At 70.9% G+C, this 24,039-nt stretch carries 18 protein-coding genes; 7 read left to right on the forward strand and 11 right to left on the reverse strand.

Features of this window, described 5'->3' with window-relative positions; genetic code table 11:
* Positions 1 to 7: 7 nt before the first annotated feature.
* From KF708C_RS18110 to smc, 5 genes are all read right to left on the reverse strand, one after another.
* Positions 8 to 2,701 carry a tannase/feruloyl esterase family alpha/beta hydrolase gene (locus KF708C_RS18110; protein WP_059412821.1) on the reverse strand — a complete coding sequence of 898 codons (2,694 nt, stop codon included), beginning with the start codon at positions 2,699 to 2,701 and terminating at the stop codon, positions 8 to 10.
* A 328-nt stretch (positions 2,702 to 3,029) separates the two neighbouring features.
* A complete protein-coding gene (gene def, locus KF708C_RS18115) occupies positions 3,030 to 3,563 on the reverse strand; it encodes a peptide deformylase (protein ID WP_020204559.1) in 534 nt (177 codons plus the stop codon).
* Positions 3,560 to 6,025 carry an NAD-dependent DNA ligase LigA gene (ligA, locus tag KF708C_RS18120; RefSeq protein ID WP_059412822.1) on the reverse strand — a complete coding sequence of 822 codons (2,466 nt, stop codon included), beginning with the start codon at positions 6,023 to 6,025 and terminating at the stop codon, positions 3,560 to 3,562. The genes def and ligA overlap by 4 nt, the downstream gene beginning before the upstream one ends.
* Before the next feature lie 39 nt (positions 6,026 to 6,064).
* Positions 6,065 to 7,477 (reverse strand): cell division protein ZipA C-terminal FtsZ-binding domain-containing protein, encoded by a 1,413-nt coding sequence (locus KF708C_RS18125; protein ID WP_059412823.1) that lies wholly within the window; start codon positions 7,475 to 7,477, stop codon positions 6,065 to 6,067.
* Positions 7,474 to 10,989, reverse strand: coding sequence for a chromosome segregation protein SMC (smc, locus tag KF708C_RS18130; protein WP_020204562.1), 3,516 nt, complete (start codon positions 10,987 to 10,989; stop codon positions 7,474 to 7,476). Before smc ends, KF708C_RS18125 begins: the two co-directional genes overlap by 4 nt.
* Positions 10,990 to 11,581: 592 nt before the next feature.
* Here smc and KF708C_RS18135 point away from each other — a divergent pair.
* The 7 genes from KF708C_RS18135 (at position 11,582) to prmB (ending at position 17,841) form a co-directional block, all read left to right on the forward strand.
* Positions 11,582 to 12,385: a ferritin-like domain-containing protein gene (locus tag KF708C_RS18135; RefSeq protein WP_020204563.1), complete on the forward strand. Its 804-nt coding sequence runs from the start codon at positions 11,582 to 11,584 to the stop codon at positions 12,383 to 12,385.
* 266 nt (positions 12,386 to 12,651) lie between these two features.
* Positions 12,652 to 13,869: a succinyldiaminopimelate transaminase gene (gene dapC, locus KF708C_RS18140; protein WP_059412824.1), complete on the forward strand. Its 1,218-nt coding sequence runs from the start codon at positions 12,652 to 12,654 to the stop codon at positions 13,867 to 13,869.
* Between the two features lie 55 nt (positions 13,870 to 13,924).
* A complete protein-coding gene (gene dapD, locus KF708C_RS18145) occupies positions 13,925 to 14,752 on the forward strand; it encodes a 2,3,4,5-tetrahydropyridine-2,6-dicarboxylate N-succinyltransferase (RefSeq protein WP_059412825.1) in 828 nt (275 codons plus the stop codon).
* Between the two features lie 83 nt (positions 14,753 to 14,835).
* Positions 14,836 to 15,210, forward strand: coding sequence for a hypothetical protein (locus tag KF708C_RS18150; protein ID WP_020204566.1), 375 nt, complete (start codon positions 14,836 to 14,838; stop codon positions 15,208 to 15,210).
* A 25-nt stretch (positions 15,211 to 15,235) separates the two neighbouring features.
* The gene (locus tag KF708C_RS18155) at positions 15,236 to 15,583 is read left to right on the forward strand and encodes an arsenate reductase (RefSeq protein WP_020204567.1); all 348 of its coding nucleotides are present in this window, start codon (positions 15,236 to 15,238) and stop codon (positions 15,581 to 15,583) included.
* A 163-nt stretch (positions 15,584 to 15,746) separates the two neighbouring features.
* Positions 15,747 to 16,898 (forward strand): succinyl-diaminopimelate desuccinylase, encoded by a 1,152-nt coding sequence (dapE, locus tag KF708C_RS18160; protein ID WP_020204568.1) that lies wholly within the window; start codon positions 15,747 to 15,749, stop codon positions 16,896 to 16,898.
* Positions 16,899 to 16,947: 49 nt separating this feature from the next.
* Positions 16,948 to 17,841: a 50S ribosomal protein L3 N(5)-glutamine methyltransferase gene (gene prmB, locus KF708C_RS18165; RefSeq protein ID WP_020204569.1), complete on the forward strand. Its 894-nt coding sequence runs from the start codon at positions 16,948 to 16,950 to the stop codon at positions 17,839 to 17,841.
* A gap of 73 nt (positions 17,842 to 17,914) precedes the next feature.
* Here the strand turns inward: prmB and KF708C_RS18170 are convergent, their stop codons facing one another.
* The 6 genes from KF708C_RS18170 to gsiD all read right to left on the reverse strand — a co-directional run bounded on the left by KF708C_RS18170 (position 17,915) and on the right by gsiD (position 24,027).
* Positions 17,915 to 18,979 carry a phytoene/squalene synthase family protein gene (locus tag KF708C_RS18170; RefSeq protein WP_059412826.1) on the reverse strand — a complete coding sequence of 355 codons (1,065 nt, stop codon included), beginning with the start codon at positions 18,977 to 18,979 and terminating at the stop codon, positions 17,915 to 17,917.
* A 115-nt stretch (positions 18,980 to 19,094) separates the two neighbouring features.
* A complete protein-coding gene (locus KF708C_RS18175; protein WP_020204571.1) occupies positions 19,095 to 20,174 on the reverse strand; it encodes a M14 family metallopeptidase in 1,080 nt (359 codons plus the stop codon).
* Positions 20,175 to 20,272: 98 nt separating this feature from the next.
* Positions 20,273 to 21,070 (reverse strand): hypothetical protein, encoded by a 798-nt coding sequence (locus KF708C_RS18180; protein WP_059412851.1) that lies wholly within the window; start codon positions 21,068 to 21,070, stop codon positions 20,273 to 20,275.
* Between the two features lie 124 nt (positions 21,071 to 21,194).
* On the reverse strand, positions 21,195 to 22,007 hold the full coding sequence (locus KF708C_RS18185) for a M55 family metallopeptidase (RefSeq protein ID WP_059412827.1): 813 nt from the start codon (positions 22,005 to 22,007) through the stop codon (positions 21,195 to 21,197).
* 12 nt (positions 22,008 to 22,019) lie between these two features.
* Positions 22,020 to 23,102, reverse strand: coding sequence for a DmpA family aminopeptidase (locus KF708C_RS18190; protein ID WP_059412828.1), 1,083 nt, complete (start codon positions 23,100 to 23,102; stop codon positions 22,020 to 22,022).
* 13 nt (positions 23,103 to 23,115) lie between these two features.
* A complete protein-coding gene (gene gsiD, locus KF708C_RS18195) occupies positions 23,116 to 24,027 on the reverse strand; it encodes a glutathione ABC transporter permease GsiD (protein ID WP_059412829.1) in 912 nt (303 codons plus the stop codon).
* Positions 24,028 to 24,039 lie beyond the last annotated feature (12 nt).

Consider the following 24,039-nt stretch of genomic DNA (forward strand, 5'->3'; position numbering starts at 1 on the left):
GCCCGGCTCAGTACAGCAAGCCCAGCTCGAAACTGCCGGTGCCGGTGCCGGTGCCGGACAGCACCCCGCCGCTCACCGTGTACGCCCCGCTCACCGCGCCGGCCGCGCCGATCACGCCCAGCACCGGCTGGTTGTAGGTCAGCGTGCCGCTGGCGCTGCCGCGCGTGATGGCCAGGCCCGCGAGGTCGGCGTTGAGCTGCGTGCCGTCGCTCACGCTGACGCGGTAGGCGCCGTCCGCGGCGCCCGCGGCCAGCGGCAGCGTGGCCGGCTGCGGCGCGTAGAAGTGCATGCCGTAGGCCGTGGCCGAGCGCGTCAGCACCAGCGGCACCGGCTTGCCGTTGACCATGCCGCTGATCAGCGAGCCGCTCAGCGTGCCGCCGCCCGCGGTGGGCGAGCCGCCGACGAAGTAGTCGAAGGCATTGCGTGCGCTGTTCCAGGCGATATAGCCCTTGGTGGTCGCGGTGCAGCCCGCGTCGTAGGTGATGAAGCCGCCGGTGACGGGGTCCGCGCAGGTCTGCCACGTCGCCGCCGACGAGCGCAGCCGCGCCGAGCCGTTCACCACGCTGGCCGCGCCGCCCGCCACCGCGTACTGGATGCCGTTGACGTTGTAGATGTCGGCCACCGCCTTGTAGTCGCTGCTGACGTTCTCGAAGGCCAGCAGCGGCGCGAAGCCCGCGCCGGTGGCGTTGGCCACGCCGCCCAGCATCACGCCGCCGCCGGTCAGCGTGAACAAGGCCCCGTTCTCGCCGCTGGAGAAGGTGCAGCCGCCCTGCGCCACCAGCGTGCCGCTGCGCGCGGTGCCGCCGGCGCGCTGCAGGCTGGCGTCGATGGTCACGGTGTAGTTCAGCGTGGCCGGGTCGAGGCGCACCGTCAGTTCCTCGCCGAGCATGTTGCCGCCCTTGTAGCTGGTCGCGGCCGCAGGCAGGTTCAGGCACGACTGCGGCGGCCCGCTGCTGCCGGCGCAACTGTAGTTGATGGCGGCGTCGAGACTGCCCGAGCCCTTGTACTTGGGCCACGAGGGGTACTGGCACAGCGGCCGCGCGCGGCCATAGGTCTGCGCATTGGTGTCCATCACCGTGCGGGTGCCCGGCGCCACGCCCTGCTCCACCCAGTTCTCCAGCGCGGTCAGCGAGTTCCACGCCGGCAGGAAGCTGCCGGTGCCGTGGCCCATGCCGGGCACGGTGTAGAAGCGGATGCCCTGGTCCACCGCGGCCTGCCCCACGCGCCCGGTCACGGCCTGGAACCACGCGATGGTGGAGTTGGGGCTGATCACCTCGTCGGCCAGGCCGTGCAGCAGGATCAGCCGGCCGCCGTGGCCGAGGAAGCCGGACAGGTCCGGGTTGGTGGCGTCGGTCAGCGCCGAGACCTGCTGCACGCGCGCGGTGTAGGCGCCCGGGCTGGCGGGGTCGAAGGTGAGCGAGTCGAAGCTGGCCACGCGCGTGACGAAATACTTCACCCACTGGTCGCCGGTCAGGTAGACATTGGCGTCCGCCGTGGTGGCCGGATTGCCCGGCACCGCCCGCGTGCCGAGGTCGCGCGTGGTGAACGGCCCCGCCACCAGCGCGCCTTCGAGCAGGTTGTAGCCGCCCGCCACGGTGACGCCGTTGGCGATCGGGTAGCTCAACTGCAGCGGGTTCTCGATGGTCTTGACGGTGTCGATCTGCGCATCGGACAGGCAGGTGTCGCCGGCATCGGTGCCGCCCGGGCAGCGCAGGCCGGCCAGCACCTGCATGGCGCCCACGCGGCAGCCTTCCACGTTGCTGACCACCTGGTCGGCCGCGCCGTCGAGCCGGTCGCAGGCGGCCATCGCCGCGCTCTGCACCAGCAGCGTCTTGTTGATGTTGAGCCAGCCGGCGCCGCCGTTGAGGTAGAGCGCGCGGCCCACCGCCACGTTCGACAGGCGCGTGCCGGTGTAGTTGAGCGCCGGCTCGTTGGCGATCACGCCGTCGTAGTCGGCCGGCCAGCGCTGGATGTAGCTCAGCGCGTCGCGCCCGCCGGTGGAGGTGCCGAGGAAATACGCGCGGTCCGGCGCGCGGCCGTAGCGCTGCCTGAGCAGTGCGAGCGCGGCGTCGTGGGTCTTCTTGAGGGTGTCGCCGCCGTAGTTGGCCAGCGCCTCGTCATTGGCGGCGAAGGTGCCGTCGGTGATGCTGCCGCTCTGGTGGCCGGAATCGTCGCCCCAGGTGGCGTAGCCGCGCGCCAGCGGCGCCGGGTCGTCCGGCAGCGCGAAGCGCACGGTCTCGGTGCCGTCGATCAGCTTGCCGTCGAAGCCGCCGCCGCCGAACTGGATGGCCTTGCCGTTCCAGGCCGTGGGCAGGTTGAGCGCGAAGTTGATGCTGGGCGCGCTGGCGTCCACGGGCCGGATCTGGCCGCGCACCGCGCAGTACTCGCCCAGCGTGTTGCCGGCGGCATCGGCGGCGATCAGCGTGGCCGAGGCCACCTGCACGCCGCCATTGGACAGCGCCAGCGCGGAAGCCGGCAGCGTGGCGCTGGCCAGCGCCGTGCAGGCATCCTGCGGCGACAGCGAGGGCGAGCCGGGATCCACCGGCGTGGCGGGCGAGCCGTTGCCCGCCGTGCCGCCCGGCACGGCCGGGCCGGCGCTGGCGGCATCGTCCCCGCCGCAGCCGCCGAGCAGCAGGCTGGCCGACAGCGCGGCAGCCAATACCGGCCACGCCAATGCGCGGCCGCAACGAACGGTCTTCATCTTGTCTCCTCCTAGGCTCCCGGTTGAAATGGCCCGGGATGTGGAGCGAGACGGTAGCACCGCGCGGGGCGCAGGTAAAATATATGGAAATTGGCTTTTCCATATCCAACAGATATGGAAAAGCGGCGGGGCCTGGCTTTTCGCGGTCTCCGGGGCGAGAAACGGAGCCGACGGTTTTTCCGGCACGGCGGCATTCGCAAGCGCCCGCCCTCTCCCCGGCCCCTCTCCCCCGGCCCCTCTCCCACTTCGCGGGAGAGGGGAGCAAACCTGTGGCTGACGAAGGTTTGCGGGGAATGCAGAGCGCCCCCGCGGGCAGCGGGTTTTCCGCTCAGTCGTCGCTGTTCGGCGGCAGCTCGGGAAACAGCACTTCGGTGAAGCCGAACCGCGTGAAGTCCTTCACCCGCATCGGGTACAGGATCCCCTGCAGGTGATCGCATTCGTGCTGCACCACGCGCGCGTGGAAATCCTCGGCCACGCGCTCGATGGGCGCGCCCATCATGTCGAAGCCGGTGTATTTCAACCGCGTGAAGCGCGGCACCACGCCGCGCAGGCCTGGCACGGACAGGCAGCCTTCCCAGCCTTCTTCCTGCTCGTCGCCGAGCGGCGTCAGCACCGGGTTGATCAGCACCGTCTTGGGCACGGTCGGCGCGTCGGGATAGCGCGGGTTGCGGTCGAAGCCGAAGATCACCACCTGCAGGTCCACGCCGATCTGCGGCGCGGCGAGGCCGGCGCCGTTGGCGTGGTCCATCGTGTCGAACATGTCGTCGATCAGCGTGCGCAGCTCGGGCGTGTTGAAGCGCGTGACGGGCCGCGCCACCTGCAGCAGCCGCGGATCGCCCATCTTGAGGATGTCGCGGATCATGATTGTTCTCCGTTGGGTTCTGCTTCGTTGGCGGCGCCGGCGAGCAGCGCCAGCATCGCGGCCTCGTCGAGCACCGTGACGCCGAGCGCGAGCGCTTTCTCCAGCTTGCTGCCGGCTTCGGCGCCGGCCACCACGTAATCGGTCTTCTTCGACACCGAGCCGGCCACCTTGGCGCCGGCGGCTTCCAGCTTGTCCTTGGCCTCGTCGCGCGACAGCGTCGGCAGCGAGCCGGTCAGCACGAAGGTCTTGCCGGCCAGCGGCGATTGCGCGACCTCGTCGGGCGCGGGCAGTTCGGCCAGCAGTTCGGCGCGCAGCGCCGAGAGATCGCGCAGCTGCCCGCGCGCGCCTTCGCGCCCGAGAAATTCCTGCAGCGAGGCCAGCGCGTCGGCCGGCAGCTTGCGCTCGGCCAGCCATTCGGCGCTGGCGTCGGCGAGCTGGTCCAGGCTGTCGAGGTCCTGCGCGAGCTGCTCGGCGCGCAGCGCCGTGAGCTTGGGCACGCCCAGCGCCGCCAGCAAAACCGGCAGCGCGAGCTTGTCGGCCAGCGCCGGCAGCGGGCGGCCGCCTTCGACCGGCACCACGCCGTAGCGCAGCAGGTCGTCGATGACCGTCTCGTTGCGCGGCTCCTTGAAGAATTCGTAGATCGACTCGGCCACCACCTCGCCCACGTCCGGCAGCACGCGCAGCAGCGGCAGCGGCGCGCGCCGCACCCAGGCCAGCCGGCCCAGCCAGTCGGCCAGGGTCTTGGCGGTGGACTCGCCGACGTGGCGCGCGCCGAGCGCGAACAGGAAGCGCGCCAGCGGCCGTTCCTTGCTGGCGGCGATGCCTTCGAGGATGTTGTCGGCCCACTTGGTGGCGATCTTGCCCTGCGCCACGGTCTCGGGCACCACGTCGTCGCGCTCGTCGGCCAGGCGCTTGACGTCGAGGAAGTCGTCGCGCGTCAGGCGGTACAGGTCGGCCACGCTGGCGATGCGCTCGAACTCGACGAGGTTGTCGATGTGGCGCTCGCCCAGCCCTTCGATGTCCATCGCGCGGCGCGCGGCGAAATGCCGGATCGACTCCTTGCGCTGCGCCTTGCAGGTCAGCCCGCCGGTGCAGCGCGCCACCGCCTCGCCTTCCTCGCGCACCACGTGCGACTGGCACACCGGGCATTTGTCCGGCATGACGAAGCGGCGGTACGGCTCGGGCAGCTCCGCCGCGAGCGGATCGAATCCGGGCGGGCGCTGCTCCGCGACCACCGCCACCACTTCGGGAATCACGTCGCCGGCGCGCCGCACGATCACGGTGTCGCCGATCAGCACGCCCAGGCGCTCGATCTCGTCCTGGTTGTGCAGCGTGACGTTGGACACCATCGCGCCGCCGACGAACACCGGCGCCAGCCGCGCCACCGGCGTGATGGCGCCGGTGCGGCCGACCTGCACGTCGATGCCGAGCACGGTGGTGGTGCGCTCCTGCGCCGGGTACTTGTGCGCCACCGCCCAGCGCGGCTCGCGCGAGACGAAGCCGAGCCGGCGCTGCAGGTCGAGCCGGTTGACCTTGTAGACCACGCCGTCGATGTCGAACGGCAGGGCCTCGCGGCGCTCGCCGATCTCGCGGTGGAAGGCCACCAGCCCCTCGGCGCCCCGCACCACGCGGCGGTCCTTGTTGACCGGCAGGCCGAACGCTTCGAGCGCGTCGAGCATGCCGCTGTGCGTGGGCGGAATGTCCCAGCCCGCGGTCTCGCCCAGCCCGTAGGCGAAGAAGCGCAGCGGGCGCTGCGCGGCGATGGCCGAATCGAGCTGGCGGATCGCGCCGGCGGCGGTGTTGCGCGGGTTGACGAAGATCTTCTCGCCGGCCTCGCGCTGGCGCGCGTTGAGGCGGTCGAAATCGTCGCGGCGCATGTAGGCCTCGCCGCGCGCCTCCAGCACCGGCGGCGCGTCGCCCTTGAGCCGCATCGGGATGCTCTTGATGGTCCTGACGTTGGCGGTGACGTCCTCGCCGTTGGTGCCGTCGCCGCGCGTGGCGGCCTGCACCAGCAGGCCGTTTTCGTAGCGCAGGCTCAGCGCGAGGCCGTCGAACTTGAGCTCGGCCATGTATTCCACCGGCGCGCCGTCCTCGCCCAGGCCGAGCTCGCGGCGCACGCGCGCGTCGAAGGCTTCGGCGCCGGTGCTCTCGGTGTCGGTCTCGGTGCGGATCGACAGCATCGGCACGACGTGGCGCACCGTGGTGAAGGCCGACAGCGCCTGGCCGCCCACGCGCTGGGTGGGCGAGTCGGGCGTCAGCAGCTCGGGATGCGCGGCCTCGATGGCCTGCAGCTCGCGGTACAGCGCGTCGTAGTCCGCATCGGGAATCGACGGTTCGTCGAGCACGTAATACCGGTAATTGTGGCGATCGATTTCCGCGCGCAGCCATGCGGCGCGCGCGGCGGGGGCATCGCCGGCGGGTGCGGGGGCTTGCGCCGCCGCACCGTCTTGCTTGGGACTCATATTGTGTTTCCGGACCCGCTGCCGATCAGCGGGCAAATATCACAGGCTGAACAGGCGCAGCGCCACCGGCGAGCCGGCCGGCATGCCGCGCGCGTCGAGCTTGTCGTAGAGCGCCTGCAACTGGCCGAAGATGGCGACGAAGGAGGCCTCGCTCAGCGGCCGCATGTTGTCGTCCACCAATTGTGCGCCCATGCGCTGCGCCAGGCTGTAGCCGTATTCGCACACGGTCTTGAACGGCTTGGTGGCCTGTGCCGCGGACGGCACGTCGAGCAGCAGCGTGATCTGGCGCCCGGCCTTGGCCGTGAGATCGTCGCGCAGGAAGTTGGTGTCGCCGAACTGCAGCGTGAACAGCGCGCGCTGCACGCCGTCCGCGCCCGCCTGGTAGCGCGTGAAGCGGGTGCCGTCGCGCGACAGCACCAGGCCGTCCTGGGTGGCCACGGTCTGCACGTAGGCGGCCGACCACGGCGCGCCGTCGGAAATCACATTGACGCCGAGCTGCACGTCGCAGCCGGCGGCGAAGGCATCGAGCTCGCGGCCGTTGGCCACGGTCTCGCTCATGTCGGGCAGCTCGGCGGAGGCGTCGAGCGACTCGGCCAGCGCTTCCACCGCGTTGACGAACTCGGAGAATTCCAGCGCGTTGAGCGCGCCGCCGCGGTTGGCCAGTTGCACCGCCACCTGCAGGTCTTCGTACTGGTGGCCGGCGGTGACGGCTTCCCAGGCGTTGGCCTCGGCGCGCAGGCCTTCGAGGTGCACCTGCTTGGTCCCGGCGCGGCGCAGGCGGCCGGTCAGCGGCAGGATGCGGTCGCCGGACTGCTTGCGCTCCAGGTGCAGCGGCACGATGCAGTCGATCAGCGGATCGATCACGGCCGGCGCGGGCTGGCCTTCGGGCACCAGCGGCTCGGGCTGGAGCGGCGCGCGCGCGCTGCCGGCCTGCGCGCCGGCTTGCGCATGTGCCTCGGCATGGGCTTGCGCATGCGATTCGGCGGCGCCGGCATCTTCGGCATGCCCGGCCGATTGTTCCGCGTCCGCGGTCTCGCGCTGCGCCTCGGCAGCATGGGCGGCATCCGTGGCATCGGCCGGCTTGTGCCGGGCAGCCTTGCCGGCGGCAGGCGAGGCGGCCAGCGCGACTTCGTCCGCCAGGCTCTGGTCGGCGTCGGCGGAACCCGCCGAGGCGGCCGCCATGCCGGCGGCCACCGAGGCCGCGTCCAGCGGCGAGGCCGACAGCGTGGGCTCGCGCCGCTCGGGCTGGCGGTCGGCGGCCGGCTCGTGCAGCCTGGCGTGGACTTCGGGCGTCACCGCCGGGCTGACCACCGGCTCGCGCATCGGCGGCAGATCGTCTTCGGGCTGCAGCGCGCGCGGGCGGCGCGCCTTGCGGATCTGCCACTGGTTGTAGGCCACGACCAGCAGCAGCAGGACGATGCCTGCGACGATGAGGGCGGTCTGTAGCGTCATGCTGCCTCCGCCATCGAGATCGCTGCGTCCATGTCGACCGCGACGATGCGCGACACGCCTTGTTCCTGCATCGTCACGCCGATCAACTGGTGTGCCATTTCCATTGCGATCTTGTTGTGGGAAATGAAGACAAACTGGGTCTTGTCGGACATGCGCGCCACCATGTTGGCGTAGCGCTCCGTGTTGGCGTCGTCCAGCGGCGCGTCCACCTCGTCGAGCAGGCAGAACGGCGCCGGGTTGAGCTGGAACATGGCGAACACCAGCGCGATCGCGGTGAGCGCCTTCTCGCCGCCCGAGAGCAGGTGGATGGTGGAGTTCTTCTTGCCCGGGGGCTGCGCCATCACCTGCACGCCGGCGTCGAGGATTTCGTCGCCGGTCATGATGAGCTTGGCCTGGCCGCCGCCGAACAGCGACGGGAACAGCTCGCCGAAGTGGTGGTTGACCTGGTCGAAGGTGCCTTGCAGCATGGCCCGCGTTTCCTGGTCGATCTTGTGGATCGCGTCTTCCAGCGTGGTGATGGCGTCGACCAGGTCGGCCGACTGCGCGTCGAGGAAGGTCTTGCGCTCGCGCGCCGCGGCCAGTTCGTCGAGCGCGGCCATGTTGACGGGCCCGAGCGCGTTGATGGCGTTGTTCAGGCGCGTGACCTCGCCTTGCAGGTAGGACGGCTTGAGGTCCGGCGTGAGCTTCTCGGCCAGCACGGCCTCGTCGACCTCGGCGGTGGTCAGCTGCTCGGTGAACTGCTCCTGGTTCAGGCGCGCGGCCTGTTCCTTGAGCTGGTACTCGGTGATGCGGTCGCGCAGCGGCTGCAGGCTGCGCTCGGCGGCCAGGCGCTGGTCGTCGAACTGGCGCAGTTGCGCCGACAGCGCGTCGAGCTCGGTGCGCGCGGCCTGGAGCTTCTCCTCCTTCTCGGCGCGGCGCTCCAGCGCTTCCTGCAGGCCGGTGTGGGCGGTCTGCTCGTTGATGGTCTCGAGTTCGGCGCGCGCGTCCTCGAGCGACTGCTCGAGCCGCTCGGACTGGTCGGCGGCGGTCTGGATGTTGCGGCGCAGCTCCTCGATGCGGCTGGCCAGGTTGCGCTCGGCGAACAGCGCTTCCTGCGCGGCGCGCTCGAAATCGCGCAGCTGGTGGCGCGCCGACGACAGCTTGCTGTCGAGCGCCTCGAAGGCCATCTGGTGGTCTTCGTGGGTGGCCTGCATCTCGGCCAGCGCGGCGTCGTGCTGCTCGAAGCTGGCTTCGGATTCGGCGCGGATGGCGCGCTGCTCCTCGATCTGCGCGCGGATTTCTTCCAGTTCCTCGCGGATCTGGCCGCTGCGCGCGGCGTAGCGCTCCATCGCCTGCGACAGCTTGAGCACGTCCATCTGCAGCGCGTGCACGCGGCGCGTGGCCTGCTCGCTGCGGCTGCGCGCGTCGATCAGCAGCGCGCTGGCGTGCGTGTAGGCCGCGTCGGCGCGCACCGACTGGCTCCTGGCCTCGTCGGACAGCAGCATCTGCGCGCGCGCCTGCTTCTGCAGGTTCTCGATCTCCTGCTCGCGCGCCAGCATGCCGGCCTGCTCGGAATCGGCGGCGTACAACTGCACCGCGTTGCGCCCCACCAGGTGCCCTTCGGCCACCACGAAGCTGGCGCCCTCGGGCAGCGTGGCGCGCGCGGCCATCGCCTGGGCCATGTCGGTGGCGGTGTAGATGTCGGCCAGCCAGTCCTGCATCACGGCGCGGATGCCGGGCTCGGTGATCTGCACCAGCGCCATCAGCGGGCGCAGGCCGGCCGGGGTGTCCTGCGGGCGCGCGGCCGGCGGCGGCGAATAGAAGGCCAGCTTGGCGGGCGGCGCGTCGGACAGGAAGGACTGGATCCAGTCCAGGTTGGAGACTTCGAGCGCGGCGAGCTTCTCGCGCAGCACGGATTCCAGCGCGTTTTCCCAGCCCGGCTCGATATGGAGCTTCTTCCACAGGCGCGGCAGCTCGGCCAGGCCGTGCTTTTCCAGCCACGGCTGCACCTTGCCTTCGGTCTGCACGCTTTCCTGCAACTGCTTGAGCGCGGACAGGCGCGCTTCCAGCGCGGCGATGGCGGCGGCCTCGCCCTGCACGCGCTCCTGCGCGGCGCGGCGCTCGCCGTCCAGGCGCGGCACGCTTTCCTCGGCGTCGGCCAGGATCGCCTGCGTTTCTTCCTGCACGGCTTCCTGCTCGGCCAGCTCGGCACGCAGTTCTTCAAGACGGATTTCGTCGGGGCGGTCGAGACCCTTTTCCTCGCCGGACAGGCGCTCGCGGCGCTGCTCGAGCTGCTGCAGCATCTGGTCGGCGCTGCGCTGCTGCGCGGCTTCGAGCTTGAGCGCCTGCTCGGCCTGCATGATGCTGGCGCGCTGCTCGTTGGACAGCGCCTGGGCGTCGCGCCACTGGGCTTCCAGCGTGGGCAGCTCGTCGGTCTTGTGCGCCACGGCTTCCTGCGCCTCCACCGTGCGGCCCTCGGCCACGGCGAGCTCTTCCTCGGCCCGCGCGAGGTCGTCGGTGGCCTGCTCGGACTTGCCCTGCCACTGCTCGCGCTGCGCGGTGAGCGCGGCGATCTGCGCCTGCACGCGGTTGCGCGACTCGACCACGTAGCGGATCTCGGCCTCGAGCTTGCTGACTTCGCCGTTGGCCTCGTACAACGCGCCCTGCGCGCTGTGCATATTGTCGGATGCCGCGTAATGCGCGGCGCGCATGGTTTCGAGCTCGGCCTCGACGTGGCGCAACTGCGCGGTCTGCGCCTCGAGGTCGATCTGGGCCTGCTCGATGGCGCGCTGGTGGCGTTCCTGCTCGGCCTGCGCCTCGCGCTTGCGCAGCAGCCACAGCAGGTGCTGCTTTTCCTCGCCGTCGGCCTGCAGGGTCTTGAAGCGCTGGGCCACCTCGGCCTGGCCTTCGAGCTTCTCGAGGTTGGCGCCGAGCTCGCGCAGGATGTCCTCGACGCGGGTCAGGTTCTCGCGGGTGTCGGACAGGCGGTTCTCGGTCTCGCGGCGGCGTTCCTTGTACTTGGACACGCCGGCGGCTTCCTCGAGGAAGATGCGCATGTCATCGGGCTTGGCCTCGATGATGCGCGAGATCATGCCCTGCCCGATGATGGCGTAGGCGCGCGGGCCCAGGCCGGTGCCCAGGAAGATGTCCTGGATGTCGCGCCGGCGCACCGCCTGGTTGTTGATGTAGTACGAGGAGGTGCCGTCGCGCGTGAGCACGCGCTTGACGGCGATCTCGGCGTACTGGCTCCATTGCCCGGCGGCGCGGCCGTCGGGATTGTCGAACACCAGCTCCACGCTGGCGCGCCCGGCCTGCTTGCGGGCGGTCGAGCCGTTGAAGATGACGTCCTGCATGGACTCGCCGCGCAGCTCGGAAGCGCGTGACTCGCCCAGCACCCAGCGCACCGCATCGATGATGTTCGATTTGCCGCAGCCGTTGGGACCGACGATGCCGACCAGCTGGCCGGGCACTTGAAAATTGGTGGGATCGACGAAGGACTTGAAGCCCGCCAGTTTGATCGAGGACAGTCGCACGGTTGGTCGTGGGGTATCTAGGGTATTGCAGCGTTCAGGGAGGCCGGGCCAGCGCAGAGGCGGGCGGCGCGGGCCGCATTGGGGCGCGCGCCGGGCTCTTGTGCCCGATAGTTGGCGCTAATCATACCATCGCCCCTTCCGCGCCCGGGCGCTTTCAGGGACCTTTCAGCGACCTTTCGGCGCCGCGGAAGAGGCCGTTTCCCCGGCGGCTTTGCACCCCTTCCGATTCACTTTGTGCGGTCCGCGCCCTACACTCAGAGCAGACATCGCGCGCCCGGCGCGGGCCGCCCGTGCGTGGCGGCAACGCACGGCGCGGAACCGGCGGGAAACTTCCGAGGGTTAGTGCTAGTCTCTCCCTTGTCAGCGTGATCCCTGATGCCCATTGCAGTCAGCCCACTAGTCAGCCCCCGTTGCAGTCAGCCCCATTGCAGTCAACCCCTGTCCGGCGGGCAGGTGACGCAGACGGCGTCTCCGGCCCAACGCGGAGCCCTGCTCCGCGCTTCTCCTGGGAGTGTTCAGCATGACCGCCTCTATTCCGGCGAACTCAGACGAAAGCGTGACCGGCCCCGCCGCCGGCGATGCAAGAAAACGGATGCCCTGGTCCATCGGCGAGATCGACTTCGCCGCCATCGACGTGGCGCGCGTGCGCCCGGACCGCGAACTGTTCTACCTGCTGGTGTCCGCCTCCTTTGTCGAGAGCGGCTCCGACACCTACGCCGGCAACCTCGCCACCTACTACGCCGCCAACCCGGAAGCCTCCGGCTGGCTGGCCGAGCACTGGGAAGCCGAGGAGCTGCAGCACGGCCTGGCGCTGCGGCGCTATGTCGAGCACGTGTGGCCCGAATTCGACTGGGAGCGCGGCTACGCGCGCTTCTTCGAGGAATACCGCCACACCTGCTCGGTCGACAACTTCGAGCCCTCCGAAGCGCTGGAGATGGCCGCGCGCTGCGTGGTCGAGACCGGCACCGCGGCGCTCTACCGCTCGCTCGAGCAGGCCAGCGACGAGCCCGTGCTGCGCGACCTGACGCGCCGCATCGCCAACGACGAGGTGCGCCACTACAAGCATTTCTACCGCTACTTCAACACCTTCAACGGCGTCGAGCGGCTCGGCCGCTGGCGCGTGCTGGGCGCGCTGGTGCGCCGCCTGCTGGAAATCAAGAACGAGGACGCGGAGATCGCGCTGCGCAACGTGCTGCGCATCGAGCGCGGCACCGAGGACATTCCGCAGAAGGACGTGCGCCGGCTCAATTCCCGCGTCAGCGCGGTGATCCGTCGCAACCTGCCGATCGAGATGACGGTGAAGATGCTGCTGCGCCCGCTGGACCTGCACGCCGGTGTCGAGCGCGCCATCCGCAAGCCGCTGGTGGCGCTGGTGTCGCGGGCCGTGCTGCACTGAACGCGGCCCGGCGCCCGCCCTAATGGAAACAGGGACAGATGCGGCGGGCAGGTTACGCATGAACGCGGAAAAGACCGCCGGCATGGCGGCCGGTCGATGATGGCAAAGGAAAAACGGCAGGGAAAATGCGGGAGGGAACGGGCCGCGGCCACTTGGGCGGGCCGGCCGGAAAAGCCCGCCAGGCCCGCGCCCCGCGCGCGGGAACGCCCGCCAATCCTCTATAATGTCCGGCTTTGAGCCTTGGCCCTGGCGGCCCGAACCTGACCGTGAACCCCCGACTCGACCTGCTCCAGCCCTACCCGTTCGAGAAACTGCGCGTGCTGGTGGCCAACGTGAAGCCGAACGCCGCGTTGCCCGCGATCAGTTTCGGTATCGGCGAACCCAAGCATCCCACGCCCGCGTTCATCAAGCAGGCGCTGGCGGACGCGCTCGGCGGGCTGGCGAATTATCCCACGACGGCCGGTTCCGACGCCCTGCGGCAGTGCATCGCCGCGTGGCTCCAGCGCCGCTACGGCCTGCCCGCGGTCAACCCGGCCACCGAGGTGCTGCCCGTGACCGGCTCGCGCGAGGCGCTGTTCGCGTTCGCCCAGACCGTGGTCGACGCCAGCCGCCCCGGCGCGCTGGTGCTGTGCCCGAACCCGTTCTACCAGATCTACGAAGGCGCGGCGCTGCTGGCCGGCGCCACCCCGGTGTTCGCCAACAGCGACCCGGCGCGCAACTTCGCCCCGGCCTTCGACCGCATTCCGGCCGAGACCTGGGCCCGCGTGCAACTGGTCTACGTGTGCTCGCCCGGCAACCCGACCGGCGCGGTGCTGTCGCTCGACGACTGGCGCGAACTGTTCGCGCTGTCGGACCGCCACGGTTTCGTGATCGCCTCCGACGAGTGCTATTCGGAAATCTATTTCAAGGAAGGCGAGCCGCCGCTGGGCGCGCTCGAAGCCGCGCGCGAGCTGGGCCGCGCCGAAGGCGCGCATCCGTTCGAGCGGCTGGTGATGTTCTCCAGCCTGTCCAAGCGCTCCAACGTGCCGGGCCTGCGCTCGGGCTTCGTGGCCGGCGACGCCGCCCTGCTGAAGAAATTCCTGCTATACCGTACCTATCACGGCGGCGCCATGAACCCGGCGGTGCAGGCCGCCAGCGTGGCGGCCTGGAACGACGAGGCCCACGTGCGCGACAACCGCGCCGCCTACGTGCGCAAGTTCGCCGAGGTCACGCCGATGCTGGCCGAGGTGCTGGACGTGGCCCTGCCCGACGCCGGCTTCTACCTGTGGGCCGACGTCTCGCGCACCGGCCTGAGCGACACCGAGTTCGCCACCCGCCTGCTGGCCGAGCAGAACGTCACCGTGCTGCCCGGCAGCTACCTGGCGCGCGAGGCCGGCGGCGTCAATCCCGGCGCCAACCGCGTGCGCATGGCGCTGGTGGCCACGCCCGAGGAATGCCTGGAAGGCGCGCGCCGCATCGTCGCCTTCTGCCGCTCGCTCGGCTGAACGCCGCGCCCCCGGATTTCACCGTAGACAACGATCAACCACTGAAAACACGCATATGACGCAAGCACTGCAAGCCCTGATCGACCAGGCATGGGAAGACCGCGCCAGCCTCTCGCCCAAGTCGGCTCCCAACGACATCCGCGAAGCCGTGGCCAACGTGATCGGCCAGCTCGACGCCGGCGCGCTGCGCGTGGCCGAGAAGCAAGGCCGCGACTGGGTCGTCAACCAGTGGATCAAGAAGGCCGTGCTGCTGTCGTTCCGCCTGGAAGACAACGCGCCGATGAGCGCCGGCGGCTTCGCCCAGTTCTACGACAAGGTGCCGACCAAGTTCGCCGGCTGGAGCGCCGACGACTTTGCCAAGGGTGGCTTCCGCGTGGTGCCCCCGGCCGTGGCCCGCCGCGGCTCGTTCATCGCCAGGAACGCGGTGCTGATGCCCTCCTACGTCAACATCGGCGCCTACGTCGACGAAGGCACGATGGTCGACACCTGGGCCACCGTCGGCTCGTGCGCGCAGATCGGCAAGAACGTCCACCTGTCCGGCGGCGTCGGCATCGGCGGCGTGCTCGAGCCGCTGCAGGCCAACCCGGTCATCATCGAGGACAACTGCTTCATCGGCGCGCGCTCGGAAGTGGTCGAGGGCGTCATCATCGAGGAGAATTCGGTGATCTCGATGGGCGTGTATCTCGGCCAGTCGACCAAGATCTACGACCGCGAAACCGGCGAGGTCCACTACGGCCGCGTGCCGGCGGGCTCGGTGGTGGTGGCCGGCAACCTGCCCTCCAAGGACGGCAAGTACAGCCTGTACTGCGCCGTGATCGTCAAGAAGGTGGACGCGCAGACCCGCGCCAAGACCAGCCTGAACGACCTGCTGCGCGGCGACTGATCGCGCCTTGCCCGGGGCGGCGGCGGGAAAATTCCCGCCGCCGCCCCGCCGTCAGACCGATGCCCTCCCTCCGCAAGCGACTCATGGCCCTGGATCCCGCCACCGTCAGCACCGTGCTGTCCCTTCTGCCGACCATTCTCGAGCAGGCCAACAAGACCATCGAGAAGATCAAGAAAGGCCGGCGCAAGGACGGCGCGCCGGAGAACGCCGGACCCGAATCCATCGAAGCGCGCGACGGTTCCGCCGCCGCCCGCATCGCCGAGCTCGAAGCCGCCGCCGTGCAGCAGGCCGAAGCGGTCAAGCTGCTGGCCGAGCAGCACGCCATCACCATCGAGGCGCTGCGCAAGGAAGCCGCGCGGCTGGACCGCCGCCTGCGCCTGATGACCAGCGTGGCGATGGCCGGCGTGGCGCTGGGCCTGGGCGCGCTGGTCGTCGCCCTGAACCTGCTGTTCCGCTAAGCGCCGACAAGGCGCACCGCACACCATGACCGTCCTGCTCTACGGCATTCCCAACTGCGACACCGTCAAGAAGGCCCGCACCTGGCTCGACGCCAACGGCGTGGCCTACACCTTCCACGACTTCAAGAAGCAAGGCGTGGACGAAACGCTGCTGCGCGGCTGGCTCAAGCATGTGCCGCTGGCCACGCTGCTCAACCGCAAGGGCACCACGTACCGCGCGCTGTCGGACGCCGACAAGGCCCGCGCCGAGAGCGAAGCGGGCGCGATCGCGCTGATGCAGCAGAGCCCGTCGCTGATCAAGCGGCCGGTGCTCGACCGCGGCGGGAAGATTTCCGTCGGTTTTTCGGCGGATGGTTACGCCGGGTTGTTCTGACGTTCTTGCGGGGCTGGCGGCAGGTTGCGTGCCGGCGGCTCCCGGGGTGCGCCCGCCGGCACCACCCAACGCAAGAACATCGGCCACCGCCCCCGGAAAGCGTAAACTCCCCGCCCAACCCCCTGTACTGCAGCGCCGGCCCCGAGGCCGCGCACACGCCACCATGAATCCGACCCTCGCCCTCACCGAAGACCTGATCCGCCGCCGCTCCGTCACGCCCGCCGACGAAGGCTGCCAGGCCGTGCTCGAAACCCGCCTCAAGGCCATCGGCTTCGAATGCGAGTGGATCGTCAGCGGCCCCGACGACTTCCGCGTCACCAACCTGTGGGCCGTCAGGCGCGGCACGCAGGGCAAGGACGGCAAGCTGCTGGCCTTCGCCGGCCACACCGACGTGGTGCCCACCGGCCCGCTCGAGCAATGGGGCTCCGACCCGTTCCAGCCCAGCCACCGCGACGGCAAGCTGTACGGCCGCGGCGCGGCCGACATGAAGACCTCGATCGCCGGCTTCGTGGTGGCGTCGGAAGAGTTCGTGCGGCAGCACCCGGACCACGCCGGCTCGATCGCCTTCCTCATCACCAGCGACGAGGAAGGCCCCGCGCACGACGGCACCGTCAAGGTGGTCGAGGCGCTCAAGGCGCGCGGCGAGCGCCTGGACTACTGCGTGATCGGCGAGCCGACCTCGGTCGACACGCTCGGCGACATGGTCAAGAACGGCCGCCGCGGCTCGCTCTCGGGCAAGCTCACCGTCAAGGGCGTGCAGGGCCACATCGCCTACCCGCACCTGGCGAAGAACCCGATCCACCTGGCCGCGCCCGCGCTGGCCGAACTGGTGGGCGAACGCTGGGACGAAGGCAACGAATACTTCCCCGCCACCAGCTGGCAGATGTCGAACATCCACGGCGGCACCGGCGCCACCAACGTGATCCCGGGCCACGTCACGGTCGACTTCAACTTCCGCTTCTCCACCGCCAGCACGCCCGAGGGCCTGAAGGCGCGCGTGCATGCCATCCTCGACCGCCACGGCCTCGACTACGAGCTGGCCTGGACCCTCGGCGGCGAACCGTTCCTGACCGCGCGCGGCGAGCTGTCCGAAGCGCTGGCCGGCGCCATCGAGGCCGAGACCGGCGTCAGGACCGAGCTCTCCACCACCGGCGGCACCTCCGACGGCCGCTTCATCGCCAGGATCTGCCCGCAGGTCATCGAGTTCGGCCCACCCAACGCCAGCATCCACAAGATCGACGAGCACGTCGAAGTGCGCTTCGTCGAGCCGCTCAAGAATGTCTACCGCGGCGTGCTGGAACGATTGATCGCCTGATCGGCTGAACGCCCGATCGACTGAACGCAGAAACACTAGGACCACCGCAATGGCAACGCCCTCCCCCCTGCAAACCGTGCGCGACCTGCTGCGCCTGGCCGTCTCGCGCTTCACCAGGGCCAGGCTGTCGTTCGGCCACGGCAGCGCCAACGCCTACGACGAAGCCGCCTACCTGGTCCTGCACACGCTCGACCTGCCGCTCGACACGCTCGACCCGTTCCTCGACGCCCGCCTGCTGCCCGAGGAAATCGAGGCCGTGCTCAACGTCATCGAGCGCCGCGTCAGCGAGCGCGTGCCCGCCGCCTACCTCACCAACGAAGCCTTCATGCACGGCCTGCGCTTCTACGTGGACTCGCGCGTGATCGTGCCGCGCAGCTTCCTCGGCGAGCTGCTGCAGGAAGGGCTGGAACCGTGGGTCGGCGACATCGCCGAGATCGGCCCGGTGCTCGAGCTGTGCACCGGCTCGGGCTGCCTGCCCATCGTCGCCGCCCACGTCTGGCCGCAGGCGCGCATCGACGCGGTCGACATCTCGCCCGACGCGCTCGAAGTCGCGCGCCGCAACGTGGCCGACTACAAGATGGCCGACCGCATCAGCCTGTACCAGGGCGATCTCTACGCCCCGCTGCCGGCCGGCGCGAAATACGACGTGATCCTCACCAACCCGCCCTACGTCAACGAGACCTCGATGCAGGCGCTGCCCGCCGAATACCTGGCCGAGCCGCGCATCGCGCTGGCCGGCGGCGACGACGGCATGGACGTGGTGCGGCGGATCATCGCCGGCGCCAAGGCGCGCCTCAACCCGGGCGGCGTGCTGGTGGTGGAGATCGGCAACGAGCACGCCAACGTGGAAGCGGCGTTCCCGGAACTGGAACTGATCTGGCTGCCGGTCAGCGCCGGCGAGGAACAGGTGTTCCTGGTGACCTACGAAGGACTGCCGGGCTGACGGACCACGCGGGCGCCGGCGCGCGAGGAAGACGCGCGGCCGGCAGCCCGAGTGAAGCGGCGGCGCCCGGCCGTCAGCCGGCGCGCGCGGGCGCCATCCTGGCCTCGATGCGCGCCAGCAGCCCCTCGACCCAGCGCCGCACCAGCCGGTCCGACGCCACCGCCGGCAGCGAATACGCCATCACCCGGTACACCGCCTTGCGCCGCACCTTGGAGATCCTGGCCGGGTCCGGCCACGCCGGGTTGTCCACCAGCAGCAGCAAGGTCTCCAGCCCGATGACGATGGGCCAGATGCAGGCCAGCCGCAGCCGCACGGCCGAGCCGGGAATGGCCAGCGTGTAGTCGAGCGCCGCGCGGAAATGCCCGAGCGCGTGATGCACCAGCTCGAACAGCAGCGGCCGCGCGCGCGCCGCGCTGGCCGGCGCCAGCAGGTCCTGCGGCGCCAGGCCGTGGCGCGCCAGCAGCGCCGCCGGCAGGTAGCAGCGGCCGATGCGCAGGTCCTTGCCGCAGTCGCGCAGCACGTTGGTCATCTGCAGCGCCTTGCCGAAGCGCACGCCCAGCGCCAGCATGGTGTCGGGGCCGGCCTTGAGCACGCCCGGCATGTGCGCATAGGTCATGGTGGTCCAGAACTCGCCCACGCAGCCCGCCACCAGGTAGGTGTAGCGGTCCAGCTCGTCCAGCGTGCGCAGCGCGACGAGGCGGCCGGAGGCTTCGTCGGGAAACGTGCGCAGGTCGAATTCCATGCCGCTGGCCAGCGTCGAGACGATGCCGCGCACGGCCTCGCGGTCAGACTCGCTCAACTGCGGCAGGATCGCCAGCGCGGGGCCGAGCGATTCGAGCAGGACCTTTTCGTCGGACTGCTGTTGCTGCGCGCCGACCTCCTGCGCCATGCGGCGCATCAGCGCCGCGTCGCCGGCGGCGCCGTTGACCTGGTCGCGGAACGACAGCAGCAGGGCCAGCCGCTGCGCCGGCGGGATCAGCGAGGTGTCGGCGATGGTGTCGGCCGCGCGCGCGAGCAGATAGGCCAGCCCGATCGGATCGCGCATGCCCGCGGGGAGGATGCGCAGCGTGAGATAGAAAGAGCGCGATACGCCCTTGAGCAGCGGACCGAGCAGGAAGGCCCGGGTTGGATTCGGCATGAGCGGGAAAGCCGGCGGCACCGGCGAATTTGGCTGTGCCGGATTGTATACGGCAAGCGCCGGATGCAGCGCCGCCGCGCGGCGGTTTCCTTGCCTGCCCGCCGGCCGCTGCCAGCTACCAGCCGGCCAGCGCCCTGCCCGCGGCCTCGCGCACCTGCTCGACCACGCCTTCGCGCCAGTCATCGGCGTCGCCATAGAACGCGCGCCACATCGCCTGGTGGATCAGCTCGCGCTGGCCTTCGTCGGCCTCGGGATGCAGGTGCAGCCAGTGGTCGCCGCGCAGCGCCTCGAGCACCTCGGTCACGGGCAAGGTGCCGAACTCCAGCGCGATGCCGCTGTAGTCCACCGCGGGCAGCGTCTGCGGCACCGCCTGCCAGGCCATGCCCGTGAGGTTGGCCGAGGCCGACGAGCCGTCGTGGATGGAGGTGACGTGGCTGCCCCAGATGGCGCGCGCGCGGGCGACCGGCGCGGCCGCGTCCGGGCCCATGTAGATGGGCTCGCCGTAGCCGCGCGGGCCCAGGCCGGTATGGATGTCCAGCCAGCGCAGCGCCTCGCGCCCGGCGCCGTAGCGGGCCAGGATGCGGCGCAGCGTGTAGTTGCTCCAGGTGGCCTTGCCGCCGCCGAAGAACAAGCCGTCCGGCGCGTGGTACTGGCCCGCGCTGACGGCCGCCTGGTACCACGGCAGGCCTTTCGCCATCACCGACCGCATCAGCGCCGCCTGGTCGGCCTCCGAGGGCGGCCACTGCGCGGGCAGCAGCAGCGGCGCGATCTGCGCGTAGGGCGCGTTCTCGGGCAGGGGCCGGGTGAAATCCATGAAATTGCGGTTGAGGTCGACGTTGTCCTCGTTGACGCGCCGCAGATGCGAAAAGCCGTAGGGATTGACCGCGTGCACCAGCATCAGCGCCACGCCGGCCCCGGCGCACGCCGCGCGCAGGTCCGCGTCGCCGAGCAGCGCGACCTGCGCGCCGGAGCCGCAGAAGCCCTCCACGCCGTGCACGCCCGACGTCACCAGTAGCACGCGCCGGGCCTCGGCGGCGCCGGCCCAGGCCACGTCGATGGCCAGCTCCTCGCCGGCGCTGCCGCGCATGGTCGGGTGCGGGAAACCGGCCAGCGTGGCGCCGGCGGCGCGCGCCGCGTCGAGAAATTTCCGCCGGGCTTCGGCGTAGCTGCGGGAAAAGCCGGTATGCACGGACATGACAGCGTATTTCGCGCCTGGCGAGCAGTGGAGGTGCCGGTATTAGACGCCAACCGGGCGGCTATTGCCATCGGGCCTTCCCGGAGGCCCGACGCGGCTCAGCCCCGGCCCGCGCCCGCCTTGTCCGCGCCGGCCTCGCGCAGCAGCGGCGAGCGGAACGCATGCGGATGCATCTCGATGCCCGCCGCGGCAAGCTGCGCGGCGGACAGCACCAGGTGGCGCGCGAGCCAGTCGTGGAGGCTGCGCAGGAAGCGCTGCTGCTCCAGCCGGCTGGATTCGCGGATGGCGCGTTCGAGCTTGACGTGGGCGGTGTAGACGTCGAGCAGATTGAGGCTCTTGAGCTTGGCCGGCGTGGTGGCGCTGCGCTCGATGGCGAGGATGCGCCGCACCTGCGCCTCGGGCAGGTCGCCGCTGCGCAGGTAGTCCTGGTAGACCTCCTCCAGCGCCGGGAAGCGCACCGTGGGCTGCACGCGCGGCACGCCGGCCACCTTCTCCATGCGCAGCACCAGGTAGCGGATGGCGTCGGCGCGGCGCCGGGCGGCGTCGGCGGAGGCATCGCGGCGGACGCCGGCGCGGCGCGCGCGGAGCGGGGCCGGGGCGGTCAGCTCGAATTCCTCGGCCGACGGCGGCGTGGCCGCGGGCACGGCGGCGGCGGGGCCGGCGTCGCGCTCGGTGTAGTCGGGCACCAGGTCGAGCCCGGCCGGCTCGGCCAGCACGGCGCGCGCGCAGGCCTCGCCGAACGGGTGCTCGTGGCCGTGCGCGTCGCGCAGGATGTAGGCCTGCCCGTTGCCGAAGCCGTGATGGCGCGCGCGCCCCACGTGCTGGTGGCAGCGCGTGGCGGGGTCGACGAAATCCTTGCGTACTGGGGTCCAGCTTTCGCCGTTGACTGCGGTCATGAATCTGCGCGTGATGGCCGCCGCGCGCGGCACGATGAGTGAATGCAGGACAGCCTGGCCGCGGCATCCTTGCCGCGGCCAGGCCGCTATTGTCCTCCAATCGCGGCCGCGCCGGCCGGCGCGCCTACCTGAGCATGAACGACATCGCCGACAGGCAGTTGAGCATGCGCACCGCCGCCTGCACCGAGGCGGCGTCGAACACCAGCGTGACGCCGTCCACGCGCTCGAGCGCGGGCCACTGGCAGAACAGGTCGGCATAGGCGGGGCTGTGCGCCTGCAGGCGGCACCGCACCGGGCCGGGAATGCGCAGCGGCTGTCCGCCGGCCTCGCGCACGGCCTGCCCGGCGGCGGCGGCGATGGCCTCGCGCGCGGCCGCCGGCGACAGCGTGGTGCCGCTGCCGTGGCCGCCGGCTTGCTTGGTCCGCACGTAGCGCACCCACGGCATGAGCGGCCGCGTCTCTTCGACGAACACGTCGTCGCCGCTGGCCATCAGCACCGGCACGCCGAACTCGCCGGCCAGCGCGCCATACAAGCCGGCCTCGCCCATCTCCTGCCCGCCCAGCCAGACGCGGGCGAAGGCGCTGCTGTTGATGGTGTGGGCCAGGATGCCGCGGCTCTGCGCGCGGCCGTGGTAGCCGACCATGAACACGCCGTCGCAGCCTTCCACGCCGGCCATCATGCCGAGATAGCGCGGCTTGCCCAGCACCAGGCGCGCGCGCGGGTCGAGCTGGTCGGGCAGCAGGTTGCGAAAGCCGCCGTGCGAGTCGTTGACCAGCACTTCGGTGGCGCCGCCGGCGAAGGCGCCCTGCACCGCGGCGTTGGCCTCGGCGGTCATCCAGGCGCGCGCGCGCTCGTATTCGCCGTTGCCGGCGCGGGCCTGCTCGGCGTGGAAGACGCCGGCGACGCCTTCGATGTCGGTGGAAATCAGGATCTTCATCGCGCTCCGGGATCAGTCGGCGGGCGCCGCGTGGCGCGCCAGCCATTGTGGCAGTTCGGGCATCAGCTCGCGCAGCGCGATGCGGCGGTGGCCGTCGCGGCCGCTCACGCTTTCGGCCCGCCACAGCGCGTTGAGGATGGCCTGCTCGACGCTGTCGGCGGCGGCCTGGAACAGCGCGTCGAGCCGGCTCTCGTGCAGCATGGCCAGCGCCGGCATGGGCGCGTCGGCCTGCTGCGGCACGGTGCAGGCGGTGGAGAACGCCAGCGCGATGTCGCCCGAGCCGTGGCCGAACACCGAGCCGGTGCGGGCCAGCCCGGCGCCGGCGCGCAGCGACAGGCGGCGCAGCTGGCGCGCGTCGAGCGGGGCGTCGGTGGCGACGATCATGATGATCGAGCCCTTCTCCGGCCCGGCCTGCGCTTCGGCGTGCGCCCGCGCCTGCAGGCGCGCGGCCAGCCTGCCGCCCAGGCGCGCGCCGGCCACGGTGAGGTTGGGCAGCACGCCGAAGTTGGATTGCACCAGCGCGCCCACGTGGTATGCGCCCGCCCGGCGCGAGGCCGAGCCGATGCCGCCCTTGAGCCCGAACGAGGACATGCCGCGCCCCGCCCCCACCGCGCCCTGCGCGAAATCCGCGGCCGCCGCCGCGCAGGCCTGCGCGTAGTGCGCCTCCCGCACCGGCATGGCCTGGATGTCGTTGAGATAGCCGTCGTTGCACTCGAACACCAGCGGGTTGACGGTCGGCCAGGCGCGGCCGATCTCCGGGTTGGCGGCGATGGCCTGGCGGATCTGCGCCTGCGCCAGCGCGCCCACGGCGAAGGTGTTGGTGAGCGCGATCGGCGTCTCCAGCACGCCGAGCTCTTCCACCTGCACCAGCCCCACGCTCTTGCCGAAGCCGTTGAGCACGGTGGCGGCGGCCGGCACCTTGTCGGCGAACAGGTTGCCGGCGTGCGGCAGCACCACCGTCACGCCGGTCTGGCACGCGCCGCGCGCCAGCGTGCAGTGGCCCACGGTCACGCCGGGCACGTCGGCGATGGTGCCGCGCGCGCCGGCCGGCAGCGCGCCGATGTGGGTCAGCTCGTGGATCGGTTCCTGGCGCATGTGCGGCTCGCGCTCAGCGGCGGTCGATCTTCGGGTCGAGCGCGTCGCGCAGGCCGTCGCCGAGCAGGTTGAAGGCGAGCACCGTGAGGAAGATCGCCAGGCTGGGGAAGATCGCCACGTGCGGCGCCGTGACCATGTCGGCGCGCGCCTCGTTGAGCATGGCGCCCCACTCGGGCGTGGGCGGCTGCGCGCCCAGGCCGAGGAACGAGAGGCTGGCGGCGGTGATGATCGAGGTGCCGATGCGCATCGAGAAATACACCACGATGGACGAGATCGTGCCCGGCAGGATGTGCCGCATCAGGATGGTCCAGTCGGACGCGCCGATGCTGCGCGCGGCCTCCACGTAGGTCAGGCGCTTGAGCATCAGCGTGTTGCCGCGCACCAGGCGCGCGAACGCGGGGATGCTGAAGATGGCCACGGCGAAGATCACGTTGGTCATGCCGTTGCCGAGGATGGCGACGATGCCGATCGCCAGCAGGATGCCGGGAAACGCGAACAGCACGTCCGAGATGCGGCTGACGATGCGGTCCCACCAGCCTTCGTAGTAGCCGGCCAGCAGGCCCAGCACGGTGCCGACGATGGCGCCGATGATGACGGAGAAGAAGCCCGCCGCCAGCGAGATGCGGGTGCCGGCCAGGATGCGGCTGAAGATGTCGCGCCCGAGCGAGTCCACGCCGAACCAGTGCGCGGCCGAGGGGCCGGCGTTGAGCGCGTCGTAGTCGAAGAAGTTCTCGGGGTCGTAGGGCACCAGGTACGGCGCGAAGACCGCCACCGCCACCAGCAGCAGCACGAACACGCCGGCGCCCAGCGCCAGGTGCTGCTTGCGGAATTTGCGCCAGAACTCGGTCCAGGGCGTGCGCACCGCTTCCGGCGCGGCGGCGGGCGCGGCGGCGTTGCCGCCGGCGGACGTGGAAAGCTGGGTCATGCCGGCCTCTCC

The organism is Cupriavidus basilensis, assembly GCF_000876015.1.
Taxonomy (GTDB): domain Bacteria; phylum Pseudomonadota; class Gammaproteobacteria; order Burkholderiales; family Burkholderiaceae; genus Cupriavidus; species Cupriavidus basilensis_B.

Bases quoted from the DNA above. Each gene is read 5' to 3' on its own strand.
- KF708C_RS18180 (WP_059412851.1), bottom strand. From the start codon at position 21,070: ATGACCGCAGTCAACGGCGAAAGCTGGACCCCAGTACGCAAGGATTTC.
- KF708C_RS18135 (WP_020204563.1), top strand. From the start codon at position 11,582: ATGCCCTGGTCCATCGGCGAGATCGACTTCGCCGCCATCGACGTGGCG.
- KF708C_RS18125 (WP_059412823.1), bottom strand. From the start codon at position 7,477: ATGACGCTACAGACCGCCCTCATCGTCGCAGGCATCGTCCTGCTGCTG.
- KF708C_RS18175 (WP_020204571.1), bottom strand. From the start codon at position 20,174: ATGTCCGTGCATACCGGCTTTTCCCGCAGCTACGCCGAAGCCCGGCGG.
- dapE (WP_020204568.1), top strand. From the start codon at position 15,747: ATGAATCCGACCCTCGCCCTCACCGAAGACCTGATCCGCCGCCGCTCC.
- KF708C_RS18190 (WP_059412828.1), bottom strand. From the start codon at position 23,102: ATGCGCCAGGAACCGATCCACGAGCTGACCCACATCGGCGCGCTGCCG.
- def (WP_020204559.1), bottom strand. From the start codon at position 3,563: ATGATCCGCGACATCCTCAAGATGGGCGATCCGCGGCTGCTGCAGGTG.
- KF708C_RS18170 (WP_059412826.1), bottom strand. From the start codon at position 18,979: ATGCCGAATCCAACCCGGGCCTTCCTGCTCGGTCCGCTGCTCAAGGGC.
- ligA (WP_059412822.1), bottom strand. From the start codon at position 6,025: ATGAGTCCCAAGCAAGACGGTGCGGCGGCGCAAGCCCCCGCACCCGCC.
- gsiD (WP_059412829.1), bottom strand. From the start codon at position 24,027: ATGACCCAGCTTTCCACGTCCGCCGGCGGCAACGCCGCCGCGCCCGCC.
- KF708C_RS18155 (WP_020204567.1), top strand. From the start codon at position 15,236: ATGACCGTCCTGCTCTACGGCATTCCCAACTGCGACACCGTCAAGAAG.
- KF708C_RS18150 (WP_020204566.1), top strand. From the start codon at position 14,836: ATGGCCCTGGATCCCGCCACCGTCAGCACCGTGCTGTCCCTTCTGCCG.
- dapD (WP_059412825.1), top strand. From the start codon at position 13,925: ATGACGCAAGCACTGCAAGCCCTGATCGACCAGGCATGGGAAGACCGC.
- KF708C_RS18110 (WP_059412821.1), bottom strand. From the start codon at position 2,701: ATGAAGACCGTTCGTTGCGGCCGCGCATTGGCGTGGCCGGTATTGGCT.
- prmB (WP_020204569.1), top strand. From the start codon at position 16,948: ATGGCAACGCCCTCCCCCCTGCAAACCGTGCGCGACCTGCTGCGCCTG.
- KF708C_RS18185 (WP_059412827.1), bottom strand. From the start codon at position 22,007: ATGAAGATCCTGATTTCCACCGACATCGAAGGCGTCGCCGGCGTCTTC.